27 protein-coding genes and 2 other RNA genes are annotated in these 25,933 nt (G+C 65.4%); 8 read left to right on the top strand and 21 right to left on the bottom strand.

Translation table 11 applies throughout. The features are described 5' to 3' along the window. The first annotated feature begins 14 nt into the window (after window positions 1-14). Together ASF09_RS03620 and ASF09_RS03615 are read left to right on the top strand one after the other, a co-directional pair. Complete coding sequence (locus tag ASF09_RS03620) at window positions 15-1,595, top strand: SulP family inorganic anion transporter (RefSeq protein ID WP_082444024.1); 1,581 nt, start codon at window positions 15-17, stop codon at window positions 1,593-1,595. Continuing rightward, entirely contained in the window at window positions 1,592-2,230 is a 639-nt protein-coding gene (locus tag ASF09_RS03615) for a carbonic anhydrase (protein WP_056048405.1), read from the top strand. Before ASF09_RS03620 ends, ASF09_RS03615 begins: the two co-directional genes overlap by 4 nt. 45 nt (window positions 2,231-2,275) lie before the next feature. Here the strand turns inward: ASF09_RS03615 and ASF09_RS03610 are convergent, their stop codons facing one another. The 10 genes from ASF09_RS03610 to ASF09_RS03565 all read right to left on the bottom strand — a co-directional run bounded on the left by ASF09_RS03610 (window position 2,276) and on the right by ASF09_RS03565 (window position 12,455). Next, complete coding sequence (locus tag ASF09_RS03610) at window positions 2,276-4,300, bottom strand: hypothetical protein (RefSeq protein WP_060524633.1); 2,025 nt, start codon at window positions 4,298-4,300, stop codon at window positions 2,276-2,278. Window positions 4,301-4,359: 59 nt separating this feature from the next. Next, window positions 4,360-4,744: RNase P RNA component class A (gene rnpB / locus ASF09_RS03605), an RNA gene on the bottom strand. A gap of 196 nt (window positions 4,745-4,940) precedes the next feature. Further along, window positions 4,941-5,630, bottom strand: a complete 690-nt coding sequence (locus ASF09_RS03600) for an N-acetylmuramoyl-L-alanine amidase (protein WP_156359159.1) — start codon at window positions 5,628-5,630, stop codon at window positions 4,941-4,943. Window positions 5,631-5,792: 162 nt separating this feature from the next. After that, window positions 5,793-6,650, bottom strand: a complete 858-nt coding sequence (locus tag ASF09_RS03595) for a CheR family methyltransferase (protein WP_060524632.1) — start codon at window positions 6,648-6,650, stop codon at window positions 5,793-5,795. Next, window positions 6,647-7,744, bottom strand: a complete 1,098-nt coding sequence (locus ASF09_RS03590) for a chemotaxis protein CheB (RefSeq protein ID WP_060524630.1) — start codon at window positions 7,742-7,744, stop codon at window positions 6,647-6,649. The genes ASF09_RS03595 and ASF09_RS03590 overlap by 4 nt, the downstream gene beginning before the upstream one ends. Before the next feature lie 76 nt (window positions 7,745-7,820). Next, on the bottom strand, window positions 7,821-8,186 hold the full coding sequence (locus ASF09_RS03585) for a response regulator (RefSeq protein WP_056048393.1): 366 nt from the start codon (window positions 8,184-8,186) through the stop codon (window positions 7,821-7,823). Window positions 8,187-8,289: 103 nt separating this feature from the next. Next, complete coding sequence (locus ASF09_RS03580; protein ID WP_060524628.1) at window positions 8,290-8,718, bottom strand: chemotaxis protein CheW; 429 nt, start codon at window positions 8,716-8,718, stop codon at window positions 8,290-8,292. Beyond that, complete coding sequence (locus ASF09_RS03575; protein WP_060524627.1) at window positions 8,715-11,024, bottom strand: chemotaxis protein CheA; 2,310 nt, start codon at window positions 11,022-11,024, stop codon at window positions 8,715-8,717. Before ASF09_RS03575 ends, ASF09_RS03580 begins: the two co-directional genes overlap by 4 nt. Before the next feature lie 120 nt (window positions 11,025-11,144). Beyond that, window positions 11,145-11,789: a histidine phosphotransferase family protein gene (locus tag ASF09_RS03570; protein ID WP_060524625.1), complete on the bottom strand. Its 645-nt coding sequence runs from the start codon at window positions 11,787-11,789 to the stop codon at window positions 11,145-11,147. Window positions 11,790-12,059: 270 nt separating this feature from the next. Further along, window positions 12,060-12,455, bottom strand: coding sequence for a M67 family metallopeptidase (locus ASF09_RS03565; protein ID WP_060524623.1), 396 nt, complete (start codon window positions 12,453-12,455; stop codon window positions 12,060-12,062). A gap of 17 nt (window positions 12,456-12,472) precedes the next feature. Here ASF09_RS03565 and ASF09_RS03560 point away from each other — a divergent pair, with 17 nt between their 5' ends. The 4 genes from ASF09_RS03560 (at window position 12,473) to mtgA (ending at window position 16,355) form a co-directional block, all read left to right on the top strand. Then, a complete protein-coding gene (locus tag ASF09_RS03560) occupies window positions 12,473-13,420 on the top strand; it encodes an RluA family pseudouridine synthase (protein WP_060524620.1) in 948 nt (315 codons plus the stop codon). Between the two features lie 78 nt (window positions 13,421-13,498). Then, window positions 13,499-14,401 (top strand): RNA polymerase sigma factor RpoH, encoded by a 903-nt coding sequence (gene rpoH, locus ASF09_RS03555; RefSeq protein ID WP_056048373.1) that lies wholly within the window; start codon window positions 13,499-13,501, stop codon window positions 14,399-14,401. A 4-nt stretch (window positions 14,402-14,405) separates the two neighbouring features. After that, window positions 14,406-15,674, top strand: a complete 1,269-nt coding sequence (locus ASF09_RS03550; RefSeq protein ID WP_235529563.1) for a flavin monoamine oxidase family protein — start codon at window positions 14,406-14,408, stop codon at window positions 15,672-15,674. Between the two features lie 9 nt (window positions 15,675-15,683). Continuing rightward, the gene (mtgA, locus tag ASF09_RS03545) at window positions 15,684-16,355 is read left to right on the top strand and encodes a monofunctional biosynthetic peptidoglycan transglycosylase (RefSeq protein WP_060524619.1); all 672 of its coding nucleotides are present in this window, start codon (window positions 15,684-15,686) and stop codon (window positions 16,353-16,355) included. A gap of 92 nt (window positions 16,356-16,447) precedes the next feature. Here mtgA and ASF09_RS03540 read toward each other — a convergent pair whose 3' ends face one another. From ASF09_RS03540 to ASF09_RS03500, 9 genes are all read right to left on the bottom strand, one after another. Then, window positions 16,448-16,690: a hypothetical protein gene (locus ASF09_RS03540; protein WP_056048365.1), complete on the bottom strand. Its 243-nt coding sequence runs from the start codon at window positions 16,688-16,690 to the stop codon at window positions 16,448-16,450. A gap of 80 nt (window positions 16,691-16,770) precedes the next feature. Further along, window positions 16,771-17,094 (bottom strand): YbaB/EbfC family nucleoid-associated protein, encoded by a 324-nt coding sequence (locus ASF09_RS03535; RefSeq protein WP_060524617.1) that lies wholly within the window; start codon window positions 17,092-17,094, stop codon window positions 16,771-16,773. Next, the gene (locus tag ASF09_RS03530; RefSeq protein WP_060524615.1) at window positions 17,091-18,785 is read right to left on the bottom strand and encodes a DNA polymerase III subunit gamma/tau; all 1,695 of its coding nucleotides are present in this window, start codon (window positions 18,783-18,785) and stop codon (window positions 17,091-17,093) included. Before ASF09_RS03530 ends, ASF09_RS03535 begins: the two co-directional genes overlap by 4 nt. A gap of 340 nt (window positions 18,786-19,125) precedes the next feature. Then, an RNA gene (ffs, locus tag ASF09_RS03525) (signal recognition particle sRNA small type) lies at window positions 19,126-19,219 on the bottom strand. Window positions 19,220-19,277: 58 nt separating this feature from the next. After that, the gene (locus ASF09_RS03520) at window positions 19,278-19,517 is read right to left on the bottom strand and encodes a hypothetical protein (protein WP_056048354.1); all 240 of its coding nucleotides are present in this window, start codon (window positions 19,515-19,517) and stop codon (window positions 19,278-19,280) included. Between the two features lie 94 nt (window positions 19,518-19,611). Then, window positions 19,612-19,932 (bottom strand): hypothetical protein, encoded by a 321-nt coding sequence (locus ASF09_RS03515; protein WP_060524613.1) that lies wholly within the window; start codon window positions 19,930-19,932, stop codon window positions 19,612-19,614. A gap of 110 nt (window positions 19,933-20,042) precedes the next feature. After that, entirely contained in the window at window positions 20,043-20,348 is a 306-nt protein-coding gene (locus ASF09_RS03510; protein ID WP_443024943.1) for a 2Fe-2S iron-sulfur cluster-binding protein, read from the bottom strand. Continuing rightward, a complete protein-coding gene (locus ASF09_RS03505; RefSeq protein WP_060524608.1) occupies window positions 20,345-21,430 on the bottom strand; it encodes a cysteine desulfurase family protein in 1,086 nt (361 codons plus the stop codon). The genes ASF09_RS03510 and ASF09_RS03505 overlap by 4 nt, the downstream gene beginning before the upstream one ends. Continuing rightward, entirely contained in the window at window positions 21,427-22,425 is a 999-nt protein-coding gene (locus ASF09_RS03500) for an aminotransferase class V-fold PLP-dependent enzyme (RefSeq protein WP_235529561.1), read from the bottom strand. Before ASF09_RS03500 ends, ASF09_RS03505 begins: the two co-directional genes overlap by 4 nt. Before the next feature lie 171 nt (window positions 22,426-22,596). On the opposite strand from ASF09_RS03500, the gene ASF09_RS03495 reads away from it, so the two are divergent. Next, the gene (locus tag ASF09_RS03495) at window positions 22,597-23,253 is read left to right on the top strand and encodes an alpha/beta hydrolase (RefSeq protein ID WP_056048342.1); all 657 of its coding nucleotides are present in this window, start codon (window positions 22,597-22,599) and stop codon (window positions 23,251-23,253) included. Window positions 23,254-23,396: 143 nt separating this feature from the next. On the opposite strand, the gene ASF09_RS03490 is transcribed toward ASF09_RS03495, so the two are convergent. Both ASF09_RS03490 and ASF09_RS03485 read right to left on the bottom strand, forming a co-directional pair. Then, window positions 23,397-23,576: a hypothetical protein gene (locus ASF09_RS03490; RefSeq protein ID WP_060524606.1), complete on the bottom strand. Its 180-nt coding sequence runs from the start codon at window positions 23,574-23,576 to the stop codon at window positions 23,397-23,399. Further along, entirely contained in the window at window positions 23,573-24,535 is a 963-nt protein-coding gene (locus ASF09_RS03485) for a threonine ammonia-lyase (protein WP_200912499.1), read from the bottom strand. Before ASF09_RS03485 ends, ASF09_RS03490 begins: the two co-directional genes overlap by 4 nt. 137 nt (window positions 24,536-24,672) lie before the next feature. Here ASF09_RS03485 and ASF09_RS03480 point away from each other — a divergent pair, with 137 nt between their 5' ends. Then, window positions 24,673-25,908, top strand: a complete 1,236-nt coding sequence (locus tag ASF09_RS03480; protein WP_060524602.1) for a type III PLP-dependent enzyme — start codon at window positions 24,673-24,675, stop codon at window positions 25,906-25,908. Window positions 25,909-25,933 lie beyond the last annotated feature (25 nt).

Raw genomic sequence — 25,933 nt, 5'->3', positions numbered from 1 at the left:
CGACAGGAGCCCTGGTGCCGACTCTCATTCCAAAGCTTACCACATGGCGCGCGGATCTTCCCGCCTCCATCGTCGTCGCGCTCGTCGCGCTGCCCCTCTGTCTAGGCGTTGCGCTCGCGTCCGGCGCACCGCTGTTCGCCGGCATCATCTCCGGCATCGTCGGCGGCATCGCGGTCGGCCTGTTCTCCAAGTCGCCGCTGTCGGTCAGCGGCCCCGCCGCCGGCCTTACCGTGATCGTGCTCACGGCGATCGAGAGCATGCCGAGCTACCAGATGTTCCTGATGGCGGTCGTACTGTCGGGCGTGCTCCAGATCTGCTTCTCGCTCACCCGCGCCGGTATTCTCAGCGAGTTCGTGCCGTCGTCGGTCATCACCGGCATGCTCGCGGCGATCGGCCTGATCCTGATCCTGAAGCAGATCCCGCATGCGGTCGGATTCGACCGCGAGGCGGTGGGCATCTTCGAATTCACCACGGCCAACGGCGTCAACACCTTCTCGCGGATCCTCGACAGCCTCTCGGCGAGCGTGACGCCCGGCGCGATCCTGATTGCTGGCGTCAGCCTCGCCTTCCTGTTCTGGTGGGATGGCGCCAAGCCGAAGGACGGTCCCCTGCGCTTCGTCCCCGGCCCGCTGGTCGTCGTGCTGATCGGCATCTTCGGCAATATGCTGCTCGGTTTGGTGAAGCCCGACTGGCAGCTCCAGGCAACGCACCTCGTCCAGGTGCCGATCACGCAGACGCTGTCGCAGTTCCCGTCGCTGTTCACCTTCCCCGATTTCTCCGGTATTACGATGGGCATCGTCTGGAGCAGTGCCGTGACGCTCGCGATCGTCGCCAGCCTCGAGTCACTGCTGAGCGTCAAGGCGGTCGACGAGATCGATCCGCGCCGTCGCTCCACCGACAAGAACTGGGAGCTGATGGCGCAGGGCGGCGGCAATATCCTGTCCGGCCTGATCGGCGGCCTGCCCGTCACCTCGGTGATCGTGCGTTCGTCGGCGAACGTCGACGCGAAGGCCGAGAGCAAGCTGTCGACGATCCTGCACGGCTTCTGGCTGCTGGTCAGCGTCGCGCTGATCCCCGCAGTGCTGAACCTGATCCCACTGTCCGCGCTCGCCGCGGTGCTGATCGCGACCGGCTACAAGCTGACCAAGCCCAAGCTCTACACCGAACGCTTCAAGCAGGGCTGGACGCAGTTCATCCCGTTCGTCGTCACGGTGGTCGCGATCCTGTTTACCGACCTGCTAGAAGGGATCGTCATCGGCCTCGCGGTCGGCTTCGTGTTCGTCGTCGCGCGCAACTTCCGCACCGCGATCACCTTTGCCTGCGACGACGAGGACTGCCTCGTCCGGGCGCGACGCAATCTGTATTTCATCCATAAATACGAGTTGCAGAAGTCGCTCGCCAAGGTGCCCGACAACGCAAACCTGCTGATCGACCTGTCGTCGACCAGCTATGTCGATCTCGACAATGTCGACATCATCAACGCGTTCATCAAGGGCGCCGCGTATCGCGGCATCACCGTGCTCATCCGCGGCGATCTCGCGCTGCGCACGGTCAAGCTGATCAACGCCCCCCAGACCGAGGTCCGTTTCGCATGAGGCAGTACAAACAGCTCCTGCTCGCCAACAAGGCGTGGTCGGCCGAGATCATCGAGGAAAGCGCGGATTTCTTCCAGCGCCAGCTAGTCGGGCAGAACCCGGAGTTCCTGTGGATCGGCTGTTCGGACAGCCGGGTCAGCCCGGAACAGATGACGATGACGCCGCCGGGCAACATGTTCATCCACCGCAACATCGCCAACCTCGTCAACGACGACGACATGAACCTGATGTCGGTGCTGCAATATGCGGTCGACGTGCTCGGCGTGCGGCACATCATCATCTGCGGCCATTATGCGTGCGGCGGGATCCGCGCTACGCTCGACGGCGGCACGACGGGTCCGGTCGACGACTGGCTCTCGACCGCGCGCTGCGTCCTGCACGACCATGCCGACGAGATCGACGCGCAGCCCGACCGCGAGCAAAAGGTCAACCGACTGGTCGAGGTCAACGTCCGCGACCAGCTTCTACGCCTTGCGCGTACCAAGACGATCCAGGGCGCGTTCGCGCGCGGGCAGGAAGTGCTGCTCCACGGCTGGGTCTACGACATCCGCGACGGGCTGATCAAACCGATGATGGAGATCGACTCGACGACCGTTCTCGAAGAGGTCGGTCGGCCGGACAAGGTTCTGGTGTAGGGCTCGCTCCCTCCCAACGGTCGTTGGGAGGGCGTTACCTAAAACTCACAATCCACGCCGCGCCGATTCCGGCAGCAGAAACTTGATGCGGCTCGTCGTCGCACCACAACCGAGGCCGCCGTCGGGCCGATAAGTCTTGGCATATTTCGCCATCGTGAAGAATTTGGTCCCCGCTTCGGAGAAGATGAACGGCGGATAGCTCAACAGCGCGCGCTGGTTGACGACGTTGCCGTCCGCGCCGATGTCGTACTGAACCTGGGTCCAGCCTTCGAAACCCCATCGCTGGGCTTCCATCGGGAACGCTTCCGATCCGGGCTTGGATACCATCTTGGGTGGTGCATCCATGATCGCACACTGGTTCGCCGTCAGGCCACTGGAGGCGAACGTCGCGCGGGCCGCATCGATCTGACCGTTGCGTTCCTCGATCGACGCGATGCGGATCAGCGCGCCGACGCGGAGCGGATCGTTCGGCCGCAACGCCTTGTCGTCCGCCACTTGCCTAAGCGTGACGATCGCCGTGTCGTTCTTTTCGGACTTTCGCGTCCGTGCAACGGCGCCATCGACCATGATCAGCCGGATCGCCGCTCGCGCCTGAGGATCGTTCGCATAGACGGGTTCCGATACCATCGGAGTCAACGTGCGCTCAAAGACACCCGGCTTCCAGATATCGGTGACCGCATCGACGCGTCCTGGCAAATCGAAGGTCAGTCGCGCACTGGGGGGCGCATCATTGGCCTTCGCGATCGCCAGAGCGCGTGCGTACAGTGCAGCCCGCTCTTCGCGCGCGACGGTCGGATTGCTCGTCAGGCGGTAGATGGCGGCGAGCGTGCGCAAACCGTCAGGCGACCGGGCCGTCGCCGAAGCGAGTTCGGCCCGCTGCCCCGCGAGCGCTGCCGCCTGCGGCCCTACCGGTTCGGGCGCTACCGTGACGCCCTTGCTGGAGAGCCATTGCTCCAACACACCGTCCAACCCGTCGCCGATCGACGGACGCTGGAACGCGGTCGAACAGCGCATCTCGACCCGCACGTGATAGCGATAGAACGCCGGAATCGCCTGAACCTTTTCGGCAGGCCACGACCAACCCTTGACCGCACGCGCGAACTCCAGCGCGACCTGACCGCCACCCGCGGCATAGATCGGCACCGCTTGGTCGATCGTGCCGTCGGATGCGATGTTGAACTCGACCACCGCGACGTCCTGCGGCTTGAGACCGGCATCGCCGCCGCAATCCGGCGAGCGCATCTCCGCCGCGGGATCGAACGAACCTTTCACCATGCGTCCTGCACCGGTATAGGCCATGTACCGCCGTGCCTCTTCCGCGTTGCCCCCCAGCAGGAACGCAATCGCGGCGTCGGACCGTGCCGAGGCGTCCATGATATCGACCTTGTCCGTTTCGAGGCCGCCGAGAAGCCTGATCGCCTGCAACGCGCTCGCACGGGCGCCGGCGATATCGCCAGTATTGAGTTTCAGGAGGGTCCGCTCGCGTGCGAACCGCGCGGCTACGCTCTTCTCGAGCTTCGACTTGGCGATCAGCGTGTCGCTTCGTGCCAAAGTGGCGGCTGCCGCAGTGGGATCTATGAAAATCTGCGCGGTCGCCAACGCCAGCATCGCGCCCAGCTTGTCCCCCGTGGTGATGGCACTCGCCTCTGCCTGTTGCAGCGCGGTCACGGCGCCCGCGTAATCGAGCGTGTCGGTCGCGACCTGGCCGAGGATGAGGAACGCGCGCGTCCGATCCTCCGCGAGACTGGCGTCGTCCGCCGGAAGCAAGGCGAGCCCTGCGCGTGCGGCCTTCACCGACTCGTCGGCGCGGTTCAGCGCGAACAGCGTCGGCGCCTTGCGGACCAGTACGATGCCGCGACTGCGCGACCCGGCCTTGGTTCGCGCTTCCAGTTTTTCCCACGCTGCAAGAGAGGCCGCGCGATCAGGCTTCGCATCCAACGCTGTCGCTGCGTCGAAATCTTGCTGAACCGTAGTCGTCGACTGCGGCGGGGTCTGGGCGCCTGCCGGCTCAAGCTCGCCCGACATCGTCAACACACCTGCACCCAACAGCGCGATCGTCTTGATCCGCATCACTTCCCCCACGTCGCACCCCGCATCATTTGCGCGCAGTCTGCTACGGTTCGGGAAAGGATGCCAGAGGGTCTGTAAGCCGGGTTCTGTCCATTTCCGATCCTTCGATACGGAAGTTAGGCGACCATTCCTCTAGGACGACGGTTACCCGCCGCCTCAAGCAATCAACCCGGGTGACGAGCTGAAACGAAGCCCATGTGCCACCCCTATTCGATCTTGCTCCCGGTGGGGTTTGCCGTGCCGCCCCTGTTACCAGGCGCGCGGTGCGCTCTTACCGCACCCTTTCACTCTGACCGCCCCGACCGAAGCCGAGGGTTGGCCGTCTGCTCTCTGTGGCACTTTCCCTGAGGTCACCCTCGCCGGGCGTTACCCGGCACCGTCGTTTCGCGGAGCCCGGACTTTCCTCGCGTGTCCGAAAACACCCGCGGCCGCCCGACCCTCTGGCGACGCGAGCCCTAGCGTGAGTGCGGGCGATGCACCACCGTTTTCGTGGCCAAAAAGCTCTCCGACACGCGCGACGCGCTCCCCTCCCTGAAAGGGAGGGGTCGGGGGTGGGTTGGCCGGTTTTAGTAGCAACCCTGGCATGATGTGGAAACCGACCCACCCCCTGCCCCTCCCTTTCAGGGAGGGGAGAAAGACGTCAGTCGTCGCCCATCGGTTTCGGCAGCAACAACGCCAGCAGAATGCAGCGGCACTCCGCATCGACCTCGCCATCGACCAATTCCGGGCGAAACCGCCGCTGAAACGCCATCGTCGCCGCCATCCGGTTCTCGACGTCGTAGCCGAAGCGTTCGAGCGCGAGACAGAAGCCGCCCTCGGTCCAGCCAGGATCCATCAAATTCTTGGTTGGCCGTGGCAATGCCAGTCGCCGCCGTGCCAGTTCGTGCCACGGGAACAGCTCGCCCGGGTCGCGTTTGCGCGTCGGCGCGATATCGGAGTGGCCGACGATGTTGCCGCGCGTGATCTCGTGGCGATCCTTGATCTCGGCGACCAGCGCCACGACCGATGCGATTTGCTCGGGCGGGAACGGGCGATAGCCGAACTCGTGACCGGGATTGACGATCTCGATGCCGATGCTGGCGGAATTGACGTCCTCGATCCCCCGCCAGTGCGACTTGCCCGCGTGCCAGGCGCGTTGGTCGTCGGCGACCATCCGCAGAACCGTGCCATCCTCTTCGACCAGGTAATGCGACGACACCTTCGCCTCGGGATCGCGCAGCCGCGCGATCGCCGATGCGCCGTCCTTCATGCCGGTATAATGCAGCACGATCATCGTGATGGGCAGCGTGCGATCGTCGAAATTGGGTGACGGCGTCTCGATGAACTTCAAACCAGCTTCCCTTCGAGCCGTTCTGCACGCGTGGCACAGAGGGCGCCGCGACGCCGTGTACCGCCCGACCACTGCCCAACGACATCAGTAGCGTCAACGGGTTGCCGAAGTAATAGGCTGCGGCGGATACCGATCAGCGCGGTTAGCGCACTGTAGATGCCGTCAGCTTCGGCCTGAGGGTCCTTGCGTCTCGTAGCATCCGCGAAAGCGCTTGCTCGGTTCGAACACGCGGGTCTGGCCGATCACGGTCTCGCCGGCGCCCATGACCAGAAGTCCGCCCGGCCGCATCGCCGCGGCGATTTTCGGAAAGACATGAAGCTTGGTCTCATTCGACAGGTACAGCAGGACATTCCGGCACAGAACGATATCGAACCGACCCGGCGGCGGCTGATCGGACACCAGGTTCATCCGGCGAAACGCGATCGCCTTGGCCAGTTCCGGCTTGGCGACCCAATCGCTCCCGGTGGTATCGAACCAGCGGACCATCCGGCGAACCGGCAACCCACGCTGGATTTCGAATTGCGTGAAGCGCCCCGTCCGTGCCCGGACGATGGCCGCATCGGACACGTCGGTGGCGATGATTTCCGGCATCGCAGCGCCGGTGGTTTCCTGCCGTTCCGCAAACAGCATTGCCAGCGACAGCGGTTCCTGACCGGTCGAACAGCCCGCACACCAGATCCGCGCACGCTGACCCGTGCTTTCAGCAACGGCGATCGCCTCGACGATCGTTTCGAAAATGTGCGCATCGCGAAAGAACGAGGTTTCCTGATTGACCAGCGCATCGACGATCCGGTCGCCGATCAGCCGGTCGCTTCCGTTGAGCAACTGGGTCACCAACTGATCGAGCGTATCCAGCTTCTGGTCGCGCAACAGCGGTTTCAGCGCCGTATCGAGGCGCCATGATCGATAGGCGGCGATCTGCTGCCCGGTCCGCGCCTCCAGCAATGCGGTGAGAACGCTGACCGCGGTCGGCGAGGCGACCGACGTAGGGAGCGACGCGGGGAGTGCCGCATGGGTCATGCGCGCCGTCGCGATGCGACGAGGCGACCGATCGCGTCGGGCGCCAATACCGCGTCGGCAACGCCCGATCCCACCACGGCGCCGGGCATGCCCCACACCACGGACGTCTCCTGATCCTGCGCGACGACGCAACCGCCCGCATCATGGACGCGGCGCGCGCCTTCGGCCCCGTCGCGACCCATGCCGCTCAACACGACCGCCATGACCCGTGCGCCATAGACATCGGCCAGCGACGCCAGCATCGGGTCGACCGACGGCATGCACCCGCTTGCGACGGCCTCGTGCGTCAGGCGAAACGCCGCCCCGCCATCGCTGAGCCTGACGCATTTGAGATGCGCGTCGCCGGGCGCGACGACGATGCGGCCCGGGCGTATCCGCAACCGGTCGACAGCGACTTCGCAGACCCGCCCCGACAACAGAGCCATCTGCGCAGCGAAATACGGCATGAACGATGCCGGCAGGTGCTGGGTGATGACGATCGGCAGACGAAAGCCGCTCGGCAGTTCGCGAAACATTCGGCTCAAGGCATGAATGCCGCCGGTCGATGCCCCGATCGCGACGATGTCGTAATCGTCGCCGGTCGCGCGGCGAACCAATGGCGTCGTCTGCACGCCTATAGAGCGCGAGACAGGAGGCTGGGTGATGGGGGAATACGATCCGGGAAGTGGCGATGGCGTCGATCGAACGACGAGTGCCGGCGGCAACTGTCCCGGATGCTCGCAAAGCTTTTCCAGCTTGGCGACAAGCACCGCGCCGAACCGCGCCGACAATTCGCTCGCGGTCGGTTTGACGAGCGTTTCCGCGGCCCCCATCGCGAGCGCGTGAACGGTCGCCGCGCCCCCATCATCGACCGACGACGACACGATGATAACCTTCGCGCCATCCCCCGCCGCGATCAGATCGGGCAACGCCGTCAGTCCGTCGATGCCCGGCATCTCGATATCCAGCAGGATAAAGTCGACCGTCGCCCGCGCGAGGAACTCCAGCGCGGCCCCGACATTGCCGACTGCGCCGACCACCGAAAACCGATCGCTTGCATCGATCAGCCGCGCGATCACAGCGCGCGCGACGACCGAATCGTCGACGATCAACACGCGTGTCGTATCGGTAGAAACGTCCGCGATGCGCCGTGCAGAGGGATGAGGCCGAGCCGTCATCGAATCGCTCGGATCAGGCCATGCCGACGATCTGGAGCTTCGATTCGAGCGTGTCACGGTCGAACGGCTTCATGACGTATTCGTCCGCGCCGGCTTCGATCGCGGCGCGGATATAGGCCATGCCGTTTTCGGTGGTGCAGAACACGACCTTCGGACGACGCGGGACGTCGGCTTCGCGCAGCGCACGCAGGAAATCCATGCCGTTCATGACCGGCATGTTCCAGTCGAGCAGGATCACGTCGGGCACCGATGCCATGCAGGCCTGCAGCGCCTCGCGGCCGTCGCACGCTTCGGTGACGGTGAACTCGAGCGTCTCGAGGATGTGACGGGCGACCTTTCGGATCACCTTCGAATCGTCGACGACAAGACAGGTCTTCATCAAAAGCCTTCCGGGGAAATCGTTGGGGTGATGATAGCCCGCAAACCGTAAGCGGCGGGTTAAGGGTAGCGGATCAACCGCTTTTTCCCGTCACGCCGCTGGCTCACGCCACCAGCGTGGACGCGGGGATGAGCGCGGCCAGATCGACGATCAGCAACGGTTCGCCATCGCGCTCGACGATCCCCGTCCCCGCCGTGGCCCAGCCGTGCTGCAATGCCAGACCCGGCGACAGAGCGAGTCGCTGGAACGGTGCAACATCTTCGACCGAGTCGACCAGGATCGCGTAGTGATGCCCCTCGACCATCGTGATGACCGCGCGTCGCGCAGTATCGGGCGTCGGCGCCAGCCCGAGCGCAGTGCCGGTGTCGATCACCGTGACGACCCGGCTACGCAGCGCAGCCAAACCGCGGACGAACGTGCCGGCCCGCGGCACCGCAACGATATCGCCGATATCGACCACCGAATCGACCTGCGCCGCATCGATCGCGACGCCGCGACCCGCGATATGCGCGACCAGGAACAGATCGCTCATTGCGCTCTCCGTGCCGCAATCGCCGCGATCAGCGCGGGCCGATCGTACCGATAGATGCTGCCATCATCGTCGCCTTCGGCAGTGCGGAAGCGTCGGAGCATGACCACCGGCGCTGCGGTCTCGCGGATCGGCGCGTCCTCCATCGCCAACGCGACCGCCGCGGTTTCTCCCGCTGCGAGTGCCGTGACGCAGCGATAGCCCGATGCCTCCAGCGCGGGTTTGAGGAACGTCTCCATCCAGCCCGACCCGTCGACCTGCAACAGGCAGACCGGCGGCGCCGCTGCCTTCATCGGTTCGCCGGCGAACAACGCATGCGGGTCGACCAGTTCGACCGGCTCGCCGTCGATCAGCACGACCCCCGCGATCGGTCCGCCACCCCCGGGAATCGCCTGGCGCGCCGGGGCGACCTCCGCCGGCAATTCGACGATCTCGATCGCGTCGGTGATCGCGTACGCCATTTCGCTCTCGCCATCGGTAAGCCGCAACACGGACACGTCGGCACGGCCGCCGAACTCGCCGACCGCGTAGAGCGGGACGAGGGCGCCGCCGACCGACAGTCGCATGGCGCCGCCGCTCCACCGGATCGCGTCGGTCGGGACGACTTCGACCCGGTCGATCACCGCAAGCGCGATCGCGCGCCGCTGACCGTCCAGATCGTCAAACAACAAGGCGGGAATGCCCGGCACGACCGCTTCTTCCGCCGCCGCATGGTTTGCCAGGGTCGGCGCGAACCGCAGCCCTGCGACCGCGGCAATGCCCGACGTGTCGAGCAGCAGCATCGGCAGACCGTTGTCGGGAAGCGTCTTGCCCGCATAGACGCCGGTTGCCATCACCGCGGGCGACGCCGGCTTCACCACCAGTTCTTCGGTATCGACGACGCTGTCGACCCCGAGCGCATACTCCCCCTCACGGGTCGAAACGATGACCAGCGTCGGCGGCCGGCCAGCCCGTAGTCCGAACAGCGATGCGAGCGCCACCATCGGCATGCGACGTCCGCGCACGGTGACGGCGGCCGCGTCGCCGATCGTCTCGATCCGAACCTGATCCCCGCGGACCGTCACGATCTCCTCGATCGACTGGCGCGGAATCGCGAACCGCTGCGTACCGACGCCGATGACGATCGTCGAAAGGATCGACAACGTCAGCGGCACATGAACGACGATCCGCAGCCCATGGCCGGGATCGTTGGTCAGGGCGATCCGGCCGCCGATCTGGTCGATGTTCGCGCGGACCACGTCCATGCCCACGCCGCGGCCCGAGATGGCGGTCACTTCGTCGCGGCTCGATAGCCCGGCCGCAAAAATCAGGTCGAGCCTGGCGGCATCGCTCATCGCTGCGAGTTCGGCTGCCGAATACAGCTTCTGCTGCTCCGCTTTGGCGACGATCCGCGCGACGTCGATGCCGCGTCCGTCGTCGGCGATCTCGATCAGGATCTGGTTGCCGGACTGTCGTGCGGACACCACCAGACGGCCGGTTTCCGGCTTGCCCGCGGCGCGGCGCATCCCCGGCGCCTCGATGCCGTGGTCGATCGCATTGCGGACGATGTGGACCAGCGGATCGCGCATCAATTCGATCATCTCGCGGTCGAGCTCGACGTCGGCACCTTCGATGACGAGATTGACCACCTTGCCCAGTTCCGCGCTCGTGTCGCGGACCATGCGCGGCAACGCGGAGAACAGCGCGTCGACCTTCTGCATGCGCGTCCGGGTGACCGTATCGCGCATGTCGGCCACCGTCAGCGACAGGCGTTCGAGCGCGGCCTCGACCTGCGGATCGACGCTGCTCTCGCTGTCCCGCAACCGTCGGGCGAGCTCGTTGCGTGCCAGCACCATCTCGGACATGCCGCTCATCATGTGATCGAGCAGATCGACGTTCAGGCGAACGCTCCGGCTCGCGGCGCGGCTTTGCGGTGCGCTGGCCACATGCACCAGCGGTTTGGCGTCCGGTGCGAGCGCGGCGATCAGCAGGCTTTCGCTGGTATCGTCGAGCGACGCGCCGGCATCGATCGCCTCGACTAGTTCGCCGATCCGGTCGACGATCGCGAGTACCGCGTTGACCATCGCCGTGTCGGGAACGCGCGATCCATCGCGTACCGCCGCCAGGACGTCCTCCGCCGCGTGGCTGAGGCGACCGAGCCGCGGCAGATCGAGGAACCCGCAGCTGCCCTTGACGGTGTGGACGAAGCGAAAGATCGAATCGAGCCGGGCGCGATCGGCGGGGTCCGATTCCCACGCGACGATCTCGCCGGAGATCGCCTCCAGCGTTTCGCGCGTCTCGGCAATGAAGTCCTCTAGCAAATCGTCCATGCGCGCCCCGCGTTTCACACACGGTCATGCCTAGCGGAGGTTAAGGGCGCGTTAGTGTCGATGCGGGTCTTCGACTGCGACGCCCGAGCCTGTGGCAGCCCGGTTTCGTCGCGGAACGGGTCAGCGCGCATCGAAGACGGCGCCGAAGATCATGATACCTTCAGCTGGTTCCGATACGATCACGGTACCGCCAGCCTCCTGGACGAGCGTGTTGATCAGATAGGCAGCCGCCGCGCGCGGCGTGACGCTGTGCTGGCCTTCGCCTTCGACCAGCGTCCGGCGTATCTCCGGATCGAGCACGATCTTGGCGCCTTCGATCTTCACGACGATCTCGAGCTGGCCCTCGTTATCTTCGCCGCCGACCTCCATCGTCCCGCCGCGCACCAGCGATTCGGTGGCGACCAGCACGAGGTTGAGCAGCACCTTCACCGCCGACTTGGGCATCGCCGTTGTCTCGACCGCCCAGACGAACGTGATCCGCTTGTTCTCCGCGACCAGCCCCTCGATCGCCGAGCGCGCTTCGCGTGTGTCGACGGCCTCGCCAAACCCGCCGGCCGCGCCAAAGGCCAGGCGGAAGAATTTCAGCTTGCTGGCCGACACCCGCGCGCTGTCGTGGAGCAATTCCATGCACCGCTCTCGCATGGCGGGATCGGTTTCGTCGGCGAGCAGCTCGAGCCCGTTGTTGAGCGCGCCGACCGGCGACAGCAGATCGTGGCACAGGCGCGAACAGAGCAAGCTCGCGAAATCGACCGGGCTGACCGTCATAAAAATCCCCTAATTCTGGAGCGTCTTGTGGCGACCGGGCGGCAAGTGCGCAATGCCAACTTCGCATGCCGTGCATAGGAGCAGGCGCATGAAGAAAGGCGCCGTCCCGTTCCCCATACCCGGAACGGGTGACCACCGCCTCACTTCCCCCCTCCCTGGAAGGTAGGGGTTGGGGGTGGGTCGGCCGGTTTGATTCACGACCGATGGATATGCGGAAGCCAATTCACCCCCAGCCCCTCCCTTTCAGGAGGGGAGAGAAGGTCGGCGTCGCTAACCAACGACCTTGACCATCACCTCGACGAACGCCCCCACCTCGACCGATCGCCACGCCCGAGCCACGCCGCCTCCAAGGATCACCCAAACCGCCCCGTCCCCCATAGCCTGCGCCGCATCGCGAGGAGACGGAACCGGCAAACCGGACGGATGCGAATGGTAATGCCCGACCACCGCCAGCCCCCCGGCCCGAGCACGCCGATGCGCGGCAAACAGCGCGGCCGGATCGATCTCGAACGTCCGCGCAGGGTTCGCCGCTACGTTCGCGCACGCAGCGATCGCTTCGATCCGCCCCGCCGCCCCGAACAACAGTCCACACACCTCCGCATCCGGCGACGCAGCCGCCTCTGCGACCAACCGCTGCAGCAATTCGCTTGAAATCGTCACGCTCATCGCCACATCGGTAGGACATGGACCGGGGGGTTTCCATCGTCGAAGCATCGATCACGCCGGCCACCGATGGCTGGAGGCTCGATCGTGCGCTTGCCGAAGTGCTTCCCGAGATGTCGCGCGAGCGGTTGAAGGCGCTGATCGCCGCGGGCCAAGTGTCCCTCAACGGTCGCGAGTGGCGCGACTCGGCGAAGAAGGCGGCTACGGGCCAGGTTTTCGCGGTTGCGATCCCGCCGCCGACACCGCTGCACAACGAAGCGCAGGATATCCCGCTCGTCGTCGCTTACGAAGACGACGACCTGATCGTGATCGACAAGCCCGCCGGCCTCGTCGTCCACCCCGCTGCGGGCAATTTCGACGGGACGCTGGTTAACGCGCTGCTCCACCATTGCGCCGGCAACCTGTCGGGTATCGGCGGCGTCGCGCGACCCGGCATCGTCCACCGCATCGACAAGGACACGTCGGGCCTGATGATCGCCGCCAAGACGGACCGCGCGCACGAGGGGCTCGCCAAGCAGTTCCACGACCACAGCATAGACCGTCGCTACAAGGCGATCGTTGGCGGTTTGCCGCGCCCGCCGAGCGGGACGGTCAACGCACCGCTCGCGCGCAGTCCGCAGAACCGCAAGAAGATCGCGATCGTTGAAGGCGGCAAGCGCGCCGTAACGCATTTCTCGACTATAAAGACTCTACGCGATGCGGCGCTGATCGAATGCCGGCTCGAAACGGGCCGGACGCACCAGGTGCGCGTGCACATGGCGTCGATCGGCCACGCCTTGTTGGGGGACCCGGTCTATGGTAGAACAAAGCAAGCTCAGAAGTCGTTGCTCGAAACGCTCGGTTTCCGCCGGCAGGCCTTGCACGCGGCGCACCTGGGGTTCATCCATCCGGTGAAAAGCATCGCTTTGGCGTTCGAAAGCGAAATGCCCGCAGACATGCAGGAACTGTTCACCCACCTTCACGTATAGATAATCGACACCATGCCGCAACGCGGCAATCGGGGGCCGCGGTGCGGCACTCGGGGTCAGCAGAAAGGGATTACGACCATGGCAGCCCGCTCCAACGTTCCAGCGACGATTCCTGCGCTCGGCAGCGAGGCCGGTCTCAATCGCTATCTCGCCGAGATCAAGAAGTTTCCCCTCCTGAAACCCGAGCAGGAATACATGCTCGCCAAGCGCTTTCAGGAGCATGGCGACACCGAGGCTGCGGCGCAGTTGGTGACCTCGCATCTCCGCCTCGTGGCGAAGATCGCGATGGGCTATCGCGGCTATGGCCTACCAACGTCGGAGCTGATCTCCGAGGGCAATATCGGCCTCATGCAGGGCGTGAAGAAGTTCGAGCCCGAGCGTGGTTTCCGTCTCGCCACCTATGCGATGTGGTGGATCCGCGCGTCGATCCAGGAGTATATCCTGCGCTCGTGGAGCCTCGTGAAGATGGGCACCACCGCCGCGCAGAAGAAGCTGTTCTTCAATCTGCGCCGCATGAAGAGCCGCCTGGATGCGTTCGAGGACGGCGATTTACGCCCCGAGCATGTTACCAAGATCGCGACGGACCTGGGTGTCGCCGAGACCGACGTCGTCAGCATGAACCGGCGCATGGCGATGGGCGGCGATACGTCGCTCAACGTGCCGATGCGTGAGGACGGCGAAGGCCAGTGGCAGGACTGGCTGCAGGACGATGCACCGCTGCAGGACAAGATCGTCGCTGATGCGCAGGAGGCGGACGTCCGCCACTCGATGCTGGTGTCGGCGATGGACGACCTCAACGAGCGTGAGCAGCATATCCTGACCGAGCGCCGTCTGACGGACGATCCGAAGACGCTCGAGGAACTGTCGCAGGTCTATGGCGTGTCGCGCGAGCGCGTGCGTCAGATCGAGGTGCGTGCGTTCGAGAAGCTGCAAAAGGCGATGATGCGGATTGCTGGCGAGAAGCGCCTGCTGGCGGCGTAACATCGTGCGCACCGTCGTCATCGGCGGCGGTGCGGCCGGTATTGCTGCGGCAAGGACGCTGCATGATGCGGGGCACGAGGTCCTGCTGGTCGAGGCCAGCGACCGCTTAGGTGGCCGAGCCCGTAGCCTGTCCCTCTCCTCCTTGTTCCCCCGCGAAGGCGGGGGCCCAGACTGGACCCCCGCCTTCGCGGGGGAACATGTCGACGCTGGTTGCGGATGGCTACATTCCGCCGAGCGCAATCCCTGGACAGGAATTGCCGAAACGACCGGCTTCACGGTCGATCGTTCGGACGCGAACTGGCGCACCCAGTGGCGAGACCTTGGTTTCCCGCCGGAAGACCAAGAAGCATCCGCCGAAGCCTACCTGACGTGGAACGACCGCGCCCTCTCCGCACTTGAAGGCCCCGACCGCCCCCTCTCCGACTTCATCGCCCCCGACGACAAATGGCGCCCGAAGGTCAACGCGATCTCCGGCTACGCCAACGGCGCGAACCTTACGCAAGTCTCGCTCCACGACTGGGCCGCCTATGAAAAAGCGTCGACCGACGACAATTGGACAGTCAAGGAAGGCTACGGCACGCTCGTCGCCAGCCATGCCGCCGATCTGAATATCCGCCTCTCCACCCCGGTAACGCGCATCGACCACAACGGCCGCCGCCTCAACCTCGACACCCCCGCCGGCACGATCGAGGCGGACCACGTCATCGTCTGCGTCCCCACTACCGTCCTCGCCAGGTCACAGATCGTGTTCGACCCGCCGCTCCCAGACAAACACGCCGCCGCCGCCGACCTCCCGCTCGGGCTCGCGGACAAGGTGTTCGTTCACGTCGACCGTCCCAAATGGCCAACCAACGCGCACCTGATCGGCAACCCCTACAGCGCCTGCACCGCGAGCCACCGCCTGTCGCCGTTCGGCTGGCCGATCGTCGAGAGCTTCTTTGGCGGCGATTGCGCGGAAATGCTGGAAGATGGCGATGCTGCCCAGTTCGCGATCGACGAACTCGTCGGTTTGCTCGGCAGCGACTGGCGCAAGCGCTTCACCCCGCTCGCCGCGACCCGCTGGCGGCACGAACCCTATATCGGCGGCAGCTACAGTCACGCGCGAATTGGCAGTGCCGGGCAGCGTGCCGTCCTGGCCGCCTCGGTCGACGGCCGCATCCACTTCGCCGGCGAAGCATGCCACCCGTTCGACTTCTCCACCGCACATGGGGCATACGAGACCGGCGTTGCGGCCGCGCGCGCGGTGATTGGCGAGCCTGCTCCGATCGCATAAGGAGCGGCGATGGTCCTTATCCGCATCGCCGCCAAGATCGTCTTCGCTTTCGTCCTGATTACGGTCGCGTGGGTCGGCATCTACCGGTTCGTGCCAGTGCCGTTCACCTGGACGATGATGGGCGACGTCATCAACGGGCACGGCGTGACCAATGACTGGATGCCGCTGTCGGAGATGGATCCGGACATGGCGCGCGCGGCGATCGCCGGCGAGGATTCGCGGTTTTGTTCGCATCATGGCTTCGATTTCAAGGCCATAGCAGGCGCGGCCGCACGCAATGCGCAGGGCGGGCGGATCCGCGGCGGCTCGACGATCAGCCAGCAGACCGCGAAGAACGCATTTCTGTTTCAGGGTGGCGGCTATGTACGGAAAGCGTTTGAGACGTATTTCACCGTACTGATCGAGACGCTGTGGGGGAAGCGGCGGATCATGGAGGTGTATCTCAACATCGCCGAGACGGGGATCGGGACGTACGGCGCGAACGCCGGGGCGATCCGGTATTTCAACCACGACGCTTCGCGACTGTCGCCTACCGAAGCGGGGCGGATTGCCGCCGTCTTGCCGCTGCCCAAGAAGCGCGCTGCGATCGACCCTCATGGTTTCGTGCGGAAGCACGGGAATACGCTGTCGCGGCGGGTTTCGGTTGTCCGGAACGATGGGTTGGATAGCTGTCTTCGATAAGGGCACCGCGACCTTTAGGAGCTAGCCCCCCGGCCTAGGCCACGGCTAGGCGGTGTCCCCACCTTCTAGGGGACACATGCCCTTGGCAGACGTTACTGCGTCGACTTCTCGACCGCGTCGCCGGCCTTGTCGGCTGCACTACCGACGCTTTTCGCCGCCGACGTGATGGCCGCGTCCTTGCTGTTCTGCGCGCCTTGGCGGCTGAACAGGTAATAGCCGCCGATCAGGACCGCGATCAGCAGGACGATGCCGATCAGCATGCCGCTGCCGCCGCCGCGGCGTTCGATGATTGTGGTGTGGGTGGTCGGGGTTTCGACGATACGCTCTTCGGCCATTTTGACTCTCCCTGATTACTGGAGAGCGCAACGCCGGCCGAAGAGCGATTGTTCCCGTGCCGAAACGAACCCGATTTGGTTCAGAACGGCAGCTTGAACCCTGGCGGCAGTTGCAAGCCACTCGTCATCTTCGACATCTCACTGCCCGACACCGCATCCGCCTTCGCCCGCGCATCGTTGAATGCCGCCGTGAGCAGGTCCTCAAGCATCTGCTTCTCGCTTACCTGCATCAGCGAATCGTCGATCGCGATGTTGATGATGCGGCCCTTGGCAGAGGCCTTCACCTTGACCAGACCGCCGCCGGACGCGCCCTCGACCTCGATCGTATCGAGGCTGGCCTGCGCCTTTTCAAGTTCGCTCTGGACGTTCTGCGCCATGGCGAGGATTTCATCGATATTCTTCATGCGTTGCTCCTTTGACCGGGCCACGATTCGAGCTGGGCGTCGGGAAACGCTGCCACCGCGGCCTTCATGATGGGGGATTCGAGAATGGCTTGGCGCACCGCGGCATCGGCGGCGTCCTGCGCCTCCCGCAGCGTCGGCGCGCCCGGGGCGTCGACGATCGAAACTTTCCACGCGGTCCGCGTCACGCTCTTCAATAGCGTATTGAGTTCGGCGAGCGTGTCGGCCGAGACCGGGCGACTACCGCTGAGGACGAATTCTGGCGGCGAATAACTGACGACGCGGGCGCCGTGGCGCAACCGCGCGGCGATCGCGAGACCGCCTGATTCGTCAAGCAGATCGACCAGCGCTTCGAACGTCGGCGGCAAGATCGGGCCGGTCGCGACGGGTTCGGGCGCCTTTGTCGTAGCTCCAGCGTTCCAGGGCGGCGCTTCGCCGGACGGGGGTGTAGGTGGCGGCGGCGCCGTTGGTGTAGCCGCAAGAGTCGCACCGCTGGCGATCTGGCGGGCAAGCTCGCCGGGGTCGGGCAGCGTCGAGGCGTAGATCGCGCGCAACAGCGCCATCTCGGCGGCCTCGATCGGCAGCGCGGCCTTGGCGACCTCGTCATGCCCCTTGAGGAACAACTGCCACAGGCGGTGCAGCGCGGGGAAGCCGAGCGATGCCGCCCATTCCTCGCGTGCCGCACGCTCCTCCATCGGCTGCGCGGCGTCCGCCGGCGTGCCGACCTTCGTCAGCGTGATGCCGTGGACGGTTTCGAGCAGCGACCGCAGCACCGACAGCGGGTCGACGCCGTAGTCATATTGGCGGCGCATCGAGGCGAGCGCCCCTGCCCCGTCGCCGGCGAGGATCAGCGTCAGCAGGTCACGCACCGCGCCGCGATCCGACAGGCCGAGCATCTGACGTACCGCGTCCGCGGTCACGCCGCCGCCTTCGAGCCCGGCATGCGCGATCGCCTGGTCGAGGATCGACAAACCGTCGCGCGCGGAGCCTTCCGCGGCGCGCGCGATCAGCATCAGCGCTTCGGGATCGGCGACGACGCCCTCTTCGGTCGACACCCAGGCGAAGTGCCTGGCAAGCTGTTCGGCGGAGATACGGCGGAGGTCGAAGCGCTGGCAGCGCGAGAGAACCGTCACCGGGACCTTGTTCACTTCGGTCGTCGCGAACAGGAATTTCACATGGGGGGGCGGTTCCTCCAGCGTCTTGAGGAGCGCGTTGAACGCGTTCTTCGACAGCATGTGGACTTCGTCGATGATGTAGATCTTGAAGCGTGCGGTGACCGCCGAATAGCGTGACGCGTCGATGATCTCGCGGACGTCGTCGACACCGGTATGGCTGGCGGCATCCATCTCGATCACGTCGATATGGCGGCCCTCGGCGATCGCGCGGCAGGGTTCGCAGACGCCGCAGGGATCGATCGTCGGGCCGCCCTCGCCGTCGGGTCCAATGCAGTTGAGCGCCTTGGCGATCAGGCGGGCGGTCGAGGTTTTCCCCACGCCGCGGACGCCGGTCATCAGGAACGCGTGCGCGAGCCGGTCGCGCTTGATCGCGTTGCCAAGCGTCTGGACCATCGCGTCCTGCCCGATCAGCTCAGAAAAGGTTTGGGGACGGTATTTGCGCGCGAGCACGCGGTAGGCGGGGGCGTCCGGCGTTTTCACCGGCTGCGGGGGTTCGCCCAGGTCGAAGGAATCTGACATTGGAGGCGTCATAGCGGGTGCTGCGCGTGCTGTCGAAGGGGACGGAAGTTCACAAAGTGCACACGCTGGAAAGGGTCTGCACTTCGGCGCGGCGGGAGGCCGGCGCGTGGCGTGTCAGGACTTGCGATGCGAGCAGTGCGGGTCATGCGCGGCTTATGCCACAACGACGGGGTGTAGGATAATGATTTGGAACGTTGCGGGAACATCGGGCGCGATTTTAGGCCTAGTTCCGATTGGGTGACGTCTAACTGAGAAGTTTAGAAATGCGCTGCGGCTAAGCCGCATCGTCAGACGGCGCTTGCACCGCTGGCCGCGCTCACATGTCGGTACGACATGTTCGCGGTGGGAGCCGGGACGACCCGTAGCTGAGTCGTTGTGGCTGCTTCCTTCCGGATCTGACCAAGTTGGCGACGACCACGTCCGCCCGACTCCCGCGGCGCATATGGCGGGGTCGAGCGGGATGATCAAGCCGCTTTAGTGGCGGCCGTCCGATCAGCGACGAACGCGGACCGTGCGGCAGACGCGCTGGCGGTGATGGTTGCGGTACACGTTGCGGCAGACCTGCCGCGTACGCACGGCGTGGCGACGGTAGCCGGGACGGCGATCGTCGTGGCGAACGACGGTGCGCTCATGGACGACGGTGCGCTGGGCCGAGGCTTCGGCGGCGATGCCGACGGGGGCGAGACCGGTGAGCGCGACAAGGCCGGCGGCGGCGAGGGTGAACAACTTCATGGGACTTCTCCTGATGGGTGCGGGTTCTGATGACCCCTGCAACCTATGTTACCAACCTAGAGGCTGTCGGTGCGGTTCCGTATCGGCGCGGGAATTACCGTTCGAAACAGCGACGAACCGGGCCGTAATAGCCGCGCTCGATCCGGCAGACGACGCGCGACCGACCGTAACCGCGCGGGCCGCGATAACCGTAGCCGCCGCCACGATAACCGTCGCGGTAGCCGCGATAGCCGTGGCGCGGGCCATCCCAGCCGCGCCGGTCATCCCAGCCGCGCCCCTCGTGGCGACCGCGATCGTGCCAGCCGGGGCCGTCGCGCGGACCGTCCCATCCATAACGCTGCGCGTCGGCGGGTGCCGAGGCGACCAGGGTTCCCGCGGCCAGCGCGCCAGCGGCGAACATTGCGATGATCTTCATGTCCGGTACTCCTCTCAAGACCTCGTACATTGAGGCGATGAGGGAGTAGTGTGCCTCCGGCCGTGCACGTTCCCTGAACCGGCCGTTGTCTTCCTGTAAGCTTTGCTGACCTAAGCGGGGATGTGCACGGTCAAGCCGTCGAGCGCGTCGGTTAGACGAATCTGACAGGCGAGACGGCTGGTGCGCGTCGCGTTGTGCGCGAGATCGAGCATGTCCTCCTCGTCCTCGCTTGCGGGCTGCAGCTTGGGGAAGTCGGCCGCATCGACGATGACGTGACAGGTCGCGCAGGCGAGCTGGCCTTCGCAGGTGCCTTCGAGCGGCTGATCGTCGGCTTGCGCGACGTCGAGCAGGCGGTCGCCGGGGTTGGCCGCAACGCTGCTGACGGTGCCGTCGCGGGCGATGAAGCGGACGATCATGGCCATTGCGCCTGGGCCGCAGCGACGATCGCATCGACCGCGTCGCGGAGTTCGGTTTCGGTGGTGTAGCGACCGAAGCCGAGGCGGATGCTGGACCGCGCCTGCGCTTCGGTGAGGCCGATCGCGCGGAGGACGTGGCTGGAGCGGCCCGATCCGCTCGCGCAGGCGGAACCGGCGGAGAGGGCGATGTCGCGGAGATCGGACATCAGGCGGTTCACGTCGAGGTTTGTGCGGCGGACGTTGAGGTTGCCGTGGTAGCGCTGATCGGTGGCGCCGTTGATCGTCCAGCCGGGGCCGAGGCGGTCGCGCGCGAGCGACCAGAGGCGGTCGATGTGCGCGGCGTCCTCGTCCTTGCGGCCGGCCATGAGTTGTGCGGCGACGCCGAAGCCTGCGCAGAGTGCGGGTGACAGCGTACCCGAGCGGCCGGGGGCTTCCTGCCCGCCGCCGTGCATCAGCGGGGCAAGATTGACGCCGTCGCGGATCCAGAGTGCGCCGATGCCTTTGGGGCCGTGGATCTTGTGCGCGGAGATCGCGATGAGGTCGACGGTGTCGGGAACGGGCGCGCGGCCATAGCCTTGTACCGCGTCGCAGAGCATGAGCGCGCCAGCTGCGTGGGCGATCTCGGCGAGCGCGGCGATCGGTTGGATGACGCCGATCTCGTTGTTGACGAGCATCGCGGCGACGAGGCCGGTACCGGGTTGGATCGCGGCGCGGGCTTGGTCGAGATCGACCACGCCGTCTGGGTTGACCGGGAGGATCGTGACTTGGCGCCCCCTCGCCGCTTCCGCTGCGACTGTATCGAGGACGGCAGCGTGTTCGGTGGCGAGTGTGACGATCGGGCCGGGCGTGCCCTTGATCGCCCAGTTTAGCGCTTCGGTCGCGCCGCTGGTGAACGCGACGCGGCCACCGGGGGGGAGCAGCGCGGCGGCCTGATCGCGGGCGACTTCGACCGCGGCTTTGGCGCGGCGGCCTTCGCGGTGGGGAGAGTGCGGGTTAGCGTGTTGTGATTCGAGCCACGGGAGCATCGCGGCGAGCGCTTCGGGCGCGAGCGGGGTGGTTGCTTGGTAGTCGAGGTAGGTCATGCGGCGCGCATCGCTGCATCGTGCGCAAGGTCGTGAAACGCCCCGGCGAACAGATCCAGTTCTTCGACCGTCGTCGACCAGCCAAGGCTGACGCGTATCGTCCGTGCTGCCACCGCCTCGGGAATGCCGAATGCTGCCAGCGAACGACTGATCTTCAATGTCCCAGACGAACAGGCGCTACCAGCGGAAACGGCAAACCCCAGGGCATCCAGGCGGATCAGTTGTGCGGCCGACGGCAGATGCTCCATCGCTACGGAAACTATGTGCGAACACTGGACGCCGGGCATGTTGATGTCGGCAGCGTCGTATAGCGCATTCTTGAAATCGAACCGTTGCTCGACACCCGTCGACCACGCGCCTGCGACATCGAGTGCGGCAGCAAATCCGAGTACGCCTGGGAGATTCTCGGTTCCGGCGCGGTACCCGGACTCGTGGCCGCCGGTCGGCTCCAGCATGCCGAAATTCCGGATCAGCAGCGCCCCTACTCCGGGAGGGCCGCCGAGCTTGTGCGCCGACACCACGACCATATCCGCGTCGGGGAGCGGCATTTTTCCCGCCGATTGCGAACAATCCGCCAGTACCAAGCCGCCCGCGTCCTGAACGATCTTGAGCGCCGGCGAGTTGACGGACGGAAGCAAGGCGGTTCCTGTCTCCGAATTGATCGCCTGGATCGCGACGACTGGCGGGGGGCCAGTCCTCAGATATTCCGCAAGGAAGGCCTCATCCGGTTCGCCCTCGACGATCGGCAGGATGTCGGCCTGAGGCGCGGCCCGGAACACGGCGTCGTGCTCCACGGCGGAAACGAGCTGACGCTGGACCTTGGATCGGCCCAGGCCGATAGCCAGTGCCTCGCTCGCGCCACTGGTCAAAATGACCTCACCCGTCCAGCCCAACGCCGATTTGATCCGCGCGCGTGCGTCTTCCAGTGCGCGCCTAGCGGCACGCCCCTCGGCATGCGGCGAGGAGGGGTTCGCCCAGCGCGCCATGCCTTCCATCACCGCCGCGGCAGCCTCGGGGCGTATCGGCGTGGTGGCGGCGTGATCGAGGTAGATACGCGAGTCGTTACGGGCCAGGGTCGGTTCCAATTGCGAAAAGGGGCTCGTTCCCTATATAGCGTCGATAATCCGGCACTCTACCCGAGTGCGTATCCCAGCTCGCGAGTGCCTATGCCAGAAGTCATTTTCCCCGGTCCCGAAGGCCGTCTCGAAGGTCGTTTTGCGCCGGGGCCGCGTCCGCGCGCGCCTGTCGCAATGATCCTGCATCCGCATCCGTCGGCCGGGGGCACGATGAACAACGCGATCGTGCAGCAGCTCTACAAGACGTTCCAGCGGCGTGGTTTCGCGACTTTGCGGTTCAACTTCCGCGGCGTTGGCAAGAGCCAGGGCGTGTTCGACAACGGTGTCGGCGAGTTGTCCGATGCGGCGAGCGCGCTCGATTGGGTGCAGAGCTTCCATCCTGAAGCGCAGACGACCTGGATCGCGGGCGTGAGCTTCGGCGCGTGGATCGGCATGCAGCTGCTGATGCGCCGGCCGGAAATCCGCGGGTTCATTTCTGTCGCACCACCGGCGAACCTTTACGACTTCACGTTCCTCGCGCCCTGCCCGTCGAGCGGCATCATCATCCAGGGCGAGGCCGACGAGGTCGCGACGCCGGGGGCTACGCAGAAGCTGGTGGATAAGCTGCGGACGCAGAAGCATATCACGATCCATCACGACACGATCCCGAAGGCGAACCACTTTTTCGAGCACGAGATGCCCGAGTTGATGGGGTCGGTGGACAAGTATCTCGATATGCGGCTGGACCCTAACTCGCCGATTAGGTGAGGTCCTTCTCCCCTCGGGGAGAAGGTGGCGCGGCAGCGTCGAATGAGGGGGAGTTGGGGATCGATACGCTCTCCCCAACTCCCCTCTCCCTTCCCACCGCGAGTGCGGCGGGCCCCTTCCCTCTCCCCGCAGGGGCGAGGGAGTTACAGCGTCCAGATCGCTACGTTGGCTAGCAGGACCGCTGCCATCACCAGCATTAGCACACCCTTCTTGCGGTCGCGTCTCTTCGCGATCAGCACGACGCCGCCGATCAGGCAGGCGAACATCCCCAGCATCGCAATCGCCGGCGCCGCTGCGGCGATCAACGTCAGTGCGGCGTTCATGCTGCCATCGCCCTTGCATAAGCGACGAGGTCGACGTTGCCGCCGGACAGGATAACGAGCAGGCCGGATTCGAGCTTCACTTTGCCGGACAGAACAGCCGCCAGCCCGACCGCGCCGCCCGGTTCGATCACCAGGCGCAATTTCTCCGCCGCCCAGCGCTGCGCTGCGGCGATCTCCGACTCGCTGACCGCAACACCGGTCGCGTCGCGTCGGGAGAGGACGTCGAAGGTGAGCGGCGACACGCGCAAGGTCTGGAGCGAGTCGCAGGCGGTCGGCGGCGGGTTGGGGCCGACCGGTTCGATCCAGGATGCCTCCAGCGAGCGGCGCATGTCATCCCAGCCTTCGGGTTCGACGACGGTGATCGCGCTGTCCTTCAAGGCCAGCGCGATGCCTGCCGACAGGCCGCCGCCACCGCAGGGGATGACGACGCGGCTTGGCACACCCATGCCCAATGCCGCCATCTGTGCGGCCGCCTCGATGCCTGTGCTCCCCTGCCCCTCAATGATCCACGGGTCGTCGAAGCTCGGCACCAGCGTTGCGCCCCGCGCTTCGGCCAGCCCCGCGGCGATCGTCTCGCGGCTTTCGGTGGCTCGGTCGTAGGTGACCACCTCCGCGCCTAGCGCCAAAGTCGACTCGCGCTTCAGTCGCGGTGCGTCCGACGGCATCACGATCGTAGCCGCGATGCCTAGCCGTTTCGCCGCCCACGCCACGCCCTGTGCATGATTGCCCGAGGAGAACGCGACGACGCCTTTTTGTCGCGTCGCCTCGTCCAATGCGGTGAGCCGATGCCACGCGCCTCGAATCTTGAACGCACCGATTGGTTGCAACGATTCAGCCTTGAAAGCGACCGGTACGCCCTTGATTTCACTGACGAACAGTGGCGTCGGCGGCAGGATGCGGGCGATCTTTTCCGCGGCGTCCCGCACACCCGCCCGGGTCGGTTGTCGCAAAATCGTCACACACCGTCTCCTATCCGCCAAACGCTATTTACATGGGGGGCGCGTAACCCTAGATCGCGCTTCCGCTGCCCCATGGGACTTCCAACCGCAAGGCAGTGTTTTTGTAATTTGTCTCAGGACATTGGAGGTCCCTTGAATTGGTCAAGCATCATATCGCGCTGGGGTTAGCGAAAGCCCATTCGACCGCCGACACCTCCCACATCGGGAGCGGCATCGACATCGCTAAAGGGCGTCCGGTCAATCCGGTAACGCTCGTTCGTCCGCACGCTGCTGCGCGCGCCGCTCGGTTCTTCGTCGAGAAGTTCCCGGGTCGCTCGATGTACGCGGTGAAGGCGAACCCGTCTCCCGAACTCCTACAGATCCTGTGGGACAATGGCATCACGCATTACGACGTGGCGTCGATTGCCGAAGTGCGCTTGGTCGCACGGACGCTGCCCGAGGCTACGCTGTGCTTCATGCACCCGGTCAAGGCCGAGGAAGCGATCGCCGAGGCGTATTTCACGCACGGCGTCCGCACCTTCAGCCTCGACAGCCTGGAAGAGCTCGACAAGGTCGTTCGTGCTACCCGCGAAGCCACCGACCTGACGCTCTGCGTTCGTTTGCGCGTGTCGTCGGAGCATTCGAAGCTGTCGCTGGCGTCGAAGTTCGGTGCGGCACCGCATGAAGCCAAGGAGCTGCTGTTCGCGGCTCGCCAGGCAGCGGACGCGCTCGGCATCTGCTTCCATGTCGGTTCGCAGGCGATGACCCCGGAGGCCTATTCGAACGCGATGGAGCGCGTCCGTGCGGCGATCGTCGAGGCGGCGGTCACGGTCGACGTCATCGACGTCGGCGGCGGCTTCCCGTCCTCGTATCCAGGCATGGAGCCCCCGCCGCTCGAGCATTTCTTCGAGACGATCCACCGTGCGTTCGAATCGCTGCCCGTCAGCTATTCGTCCGAGCTGTGGTGCGAGCCGGGCCGGGCATTGTGCGCGGAATATTCGTCGATCATCGTGCGCGTCGAAAAGCGCCGCGGGACCGAGCTGTATATCAACGACGGCGCGTACGGCGCGCTGTTCGATGCGGCGCATATCGGCTGGCGTTTCCCGGTCGAGCTGCTCCGCGAGCCGGACAGTCGTGCGAAGGACATGGAGTTCAGCTTCTATGGTCCGACGTGCGACGACATGGACTATATGGTCGGCCCGTTCATGCTGCCCGCGGATACGAAGGCCGGCGATTACATCGAGATCGGCATGCTCGGCGCGTATGGCTCGGCGATGCGGACCGCGTTCAACGGGTTTGGATCGGACGAGACGGTGATCGTCACCGACGAGCCGATGGTCTCGCTGTATGATGAGCGTTTCCAAGACCTCGCGTCGAACGTCGTCAAGCTGTAACCAAGCTTTAGTACCGCGCCCTTCT

The organism is Sphingomonas sp. Leaf242, from assembly GCF_001422045.1.
Lineage (GTDB): Bacteria > Pseudomonadota > Alphaproteobacteria > Sphingomonadales > Sphingomonadaceae > Sphingomonas.
Note: the sequence above shows the minus strand (reverse complement) of the source record. Positions and strands in the feature narration are given on the sequence as shown.

Coding starts and splice junctions, on each gene's coding strand:
- ASF09_RS03515 (WP_060524613.1), bottom strand. CDS start 19,932: ATGAAGATCATCGCAATGTTCGCCGCTGGCGCGCTGGCCGCGGGAACC.
- ASF09_RS03585 (WP_056048393.1), bottom strand. CDS start 8,186: ATGAAGACCTGTCTTGTCGTCGACGATTCGAAGGTGATCCGAAAGGTC.
- ASF09_RS03560 (WP_060524620.1), top strand. CDS start 12,473: ATGGACCGGGGGGTTTCCATCGTCGAAGCATCGATCACGCCGGCCACC.
- ASF09_RS03535 (WP_060524617.1), bottom strand. CDS start 17,094: ATGAAGAATATCGATGAAATCCTCGCCATGGCGCAGAACGTCCAGAGC.
- ASF09_RS03540 (WP_056048365.1), bottom strand. CDS start 16,690: ATGGCCGAAGAGCGTATCGTCGAAACCCCGACCACCCACACCACAATC.
- ASF09_RS03615 (WP_056048405.1), top strand. CDS start 1,592: ATGAGGCAGTACAAACAGCTCCTGCTCGCCAACAAGGCGTGGTCGGCC.
- ASF09_RS03580 (WP_060524628.1), bottom strand. CDS start 8,718: ATGAGCGATCTGTTCCTGGTCGCGCATATCGCGGGTCGCGGCGTCGCG.
- ASF09_RS03505 (WP_060524608.1), bottom strand. CDS start 21,430: ATGACCTACCTCGACTACCAAGCAACCACCCCGCTCGCGCCCGAAGCG.
- ASF09_RS03575 (WP_060524627.1), bottom strand. CDS start 11,024: ATGGACGATTTGCTAGAGGACTTCATTGCCGAGACGCGCGAAACGCTG.
- ASF09_RS03495 (WP_056048342.1), top strand. CDS start 22,597: ATGCCAGAAGTCATTTTCCCCGGTCCCGAAGGCCGTCTCGAAGGTCGT.
- ASF09_RS03530 (WP_060524615.1), bottom strand. CDS start 18,785: ATGTCAGATTCCTTCGACCTGGGCGAACCCCCGCAGCCGGTGAAAACG.
- rpoH (WP_056048373.1), top strand. CDS start 13,499: ATGGCAGCCCGCTCCAACGTTCCAGCGACGATTCCTGCGCTCGGCAGC.
- ASF09_RS03610 (WP_060524633.1), bottom strand. CDS start 4,300: ATGCGGATCAAGACGATCGCGCTGTTGGGTGCAGGTGTGTTGACGATG.
- ASF09_RS03490 (WP_060524606.1), bottom strand. CDS start 23,576: ATGAACGCCGCACTGACGTTGATCGCCGCAGCGGCGCCGGCGATTGCG.
- mtgA (WP_060524619.1), top strand. CDS start 15,684: ATGGTCCTTATCCGCATCGCCGCCAAGATCGTCTTCGCTTTCGTCCTG.
- ASF09_RS03500 (WP_235529561.1), bottom strand. CDS start 22,425: ATGGAAGGCATGGCGCGCTGGGCGAACCCCTCCTCGCCGCATGCCGAG.
- ASF09_RS03570 (WP_060524625.1), bottom strand. CDS start 11,789: ATGACGGTCAGCCCGGTCGATTTCGCGAGCTTGCTCTGTTCGCGCCTG.
- ASF09_RS03595 (WP_060524632.1), bottom strand. CDS start 6,650: ATGACCCATGCGGCACTCCCCGCGTCGCTCCCTACGTCGGTCGCCTCG.
- ASF09_RS03520 (WP_056048354.1), bottom strand. CDS start 19,517: ATGAAGTTGTTCACCCTCGCCGCCGCCGGCCTTGTCGCGCTCACCGGT.
- ASF09_RS03510 (WP_443024943.1), bottom strand. CDS start 20,348: ATGATCGTCCGCTTCATCGCCCGCGACGGCACCGTCAGCAGCGTTGCG.
- ASF09_RS03565 (WP_060524623.1), bottom strand. CDS start 12,455: ATGAGCGTGACGATTTCAAGCGAATTGCTGCAGCGGTTGGTCGCAGAG.